The sequence below is a fragment of the Negativicoccus succinicivorans genome (assembly GCF_018373335.1).
Taxonomy (GTDB): domain Bacteria; phylum Bacillota; class Negativicutes; order Veillonellales; family Negativicoccaceae; genus Negativicoccus; species Negativicoccus succinicivorans_A.
On sequence record NZ_JAHAHH010000116.1, the window covers coordinates 1 to 2,835 of the forward strand.

1 pseudogene is annotated in these 2,835 nt (G+C 41.0%); it reads right to left on the reverse strand.

Annotated features, from left to right (window positions below):
• Positions 1-2,835 (reverse strand): annotated as a pseudogene (locus tag KH813_RS06545) (hypothetical protein); the annotation flags it as partial.

Sequence of the window (2,835 nt, forward strand, 5' to 3'; positions counted from 1 at the left end):
TCTGTACCAGGAGCTACATTAGTGATTTTACTACCACCCATGTTAAGTGGGCCGCCAGTGATGTTGATGGAGTTGCCACCAATTGTCATTTTAGGACCACCGTCAGCATTGGAAATGGATGTAATACCTTTCAAGTCACCTTCTACATTAACTTTGTAAGGAGTAGCTGTGGAGCCATCACCTTCAACAGTAGTATTTTTACCATCTACAAGTTTAGTTTTAGCGTCTTTTAATTGTTTTACGTTAACTGCATCAGTATCGTTTTCACCAGCTTTTACATTAGTAATGTTTTTATTACCAGCGTCGATACCAGTTTTTGTAACAGATGGACCACCAGTGATAGTCATACCATCTTTGTTGATTACAGTATCACCAATTGTTAAGGAACCATCATTAGTTAAATCAACATCTTTATCCAATGCGAATTCAACAGAAGCGCCGTTAGCTGTATCTGCTTGTTTCACAGTTAAATTTTTACCTGCTTGCATTTCTACAGTTTTAGCATCAGAAATGTTTGTTGCAGTTGTAATACCGTTGTTTTTACCGTCTGTAGCAGAGGATTTAATGTTCCAGCTAGAAGCTGTGCCACCAGTAGCAGTTGCATTTACAGTGTAGATATCATGGCCATCTGTACCTTGAGTTTTATCTACAGTTACGTTAGTACCAGCTTTAACTTCAGTTCTTAAACCTTTAATTTGGCTGTAGTTAACTGCATCAGTATCATCTGTACCAGGAGCTACATTAGTGATTTTGCTACCACCCATGTTAAGTGGGCCACCAGTGATGTTGATGGAGTTGCCACCAATTGTCATTTTAGGACCACCGTCAGCATTGGAAATGGATGTAATACCTTTCAAGTCGCCTTCCACATTTACTTTATAAGGAGTAGCTGTGGATCCATCACCTTCAACGGTAGTATTTTTACCATCTACAAGTTTAGTTTTAGCGTCTTTTAATTGTTTTACGTTAACTGCATCAGTATCATTTTCACCAGCTTTTACATTAGTAATGTTTTTATTACCAGCGTCGATACCAGTTTTAGTAACGGATGGGCCACCAGTGATAGTTAAGCCATCGTTGTTAACTTTAGTATCACCAATTGTTAAGGAACCATCTTTAGTCAAGTCAACATCCTTGTTCAAGGAGTATGTGAATTGTTTACCAGCTTGGTCTAATACGATGTTTTTACCAGCGCTGAAAGTAACAGTGTCGCCAGGGCTCACTTTTTCGGAAGTTGTACCATTTGTAGTACCACCATTGTTAGCGGAAGTTACTTTCCAACCAGAATTGTTAATCGCTTGAGTTACATTGTCAGTTGTAGCAACACCATTTGTTGTAGGAGCAACTGCTTTACCATCATTGTTAGTAGTAATATTGCCGCCTTCAGTAAGTTTTACTTTGATGCCATCTGCATCAGCACTTGTGGAGATTAAACCTTCACCTTTGACATTCAATGTACCATTGTCTAACAATACATCGCCATTACCGCTGTTACCAGCGTATTTCAAGTTAACGCTTCTCAATTGAGCTACGTTAACAGCATCGCTGTCAGCAGTACCTGCTGCAAGACCTGTAATTTGACGAGTTGCATTAGCACCGTCACCTACGGAAACTGCTGCTAATGTAGAAGTTTGAACATTACCAGTTAAACCGGAATATTTATTTGTACGAGTTTCTGCAGGGTTAAATCCTTTAATGCCTTTATCTACAGTTGCTTTAGATGTAGAACCAAGAGCAACCCCATCTTTTACAGATGCCTCAGTTTTATAACCTAAAGCTGTTGCTTGAACTGCAGTTGCTTTCGCGCCTTGGCCAAATGCAGCTGCACCATTAGCTGTTGCTTCAGACACACCACCTACTGCAGTTGCAGCAGTACCATCAGCTTTAGCTTGCATACCTAAAGCAGTTGCGCCTAAACCATTAGATGTAGTTTTGTAACCATCACCATTGCCACCAATCGCAACAGAACCAGCACCTGTCGCTTCGGAACGAGCACCAACAGCAACAGAAGTATTTGCAGTCGCTTTAGTCTTACGACCAATTGCTACTGTATCTAGAGCGGTTGCCTCATTCTCACGACCGATAGCAATCATAGTATTGCCTGCATTACCACCAGAGTTATCTTCTTTTTGGGAATCATTAGACTCACCAATTGCAATAGCACGGTCACCGGATGCTTTATTTTTGTAACCAACGGCTGTAGCACCAGCTACGGAAGCACCATCAATTACGTTTTCACGACCGAATGCGGAGGATTGATCACCATTTACAGTATTAGTAGAACCTACTGCAGTAGAATCTTGACCATTTGCTTTGTTATTAACACCAAGGGCTACAGCGGAAGCGTTTGTTGCTTTATTCACACGACCTACAGCTACTGCATTATTAGCAGTTGCTTCTGCACCAGAACCGATTGCTACGCCATAATCTGCTTTAGCTTTTGCTTGGTTACCAAATGCAAGTGTAGCTGTACCTAAAGCTTCTGCAGTATTACCCATTGCATAAGCATTGCCACCCTTAGCTACGTTGTTATTACCAATGGCAAATGCACTATTACCATAAGCAGTATTTGCAGCACCATAGGCAAGTGTACCATCTTCATTATCAGTCTTATTCTGATAACCAACTACTACAGAGTTTCTTCCAGTAGTATTAGAACCATTATAAGCATCAGGAGAGATATTAACAGCACTACCCCCTGTCGCAACACCAGCTTGTACAGGTGTACCCGCTGTAGCAGCTACCATAGCCAAACCAGCTAATACGCTAGCAAGAGCTTTTTTCTTACCACCATTGTTTTTTGCAACTTCGGAAACTACTACGTAGCACTCTTTA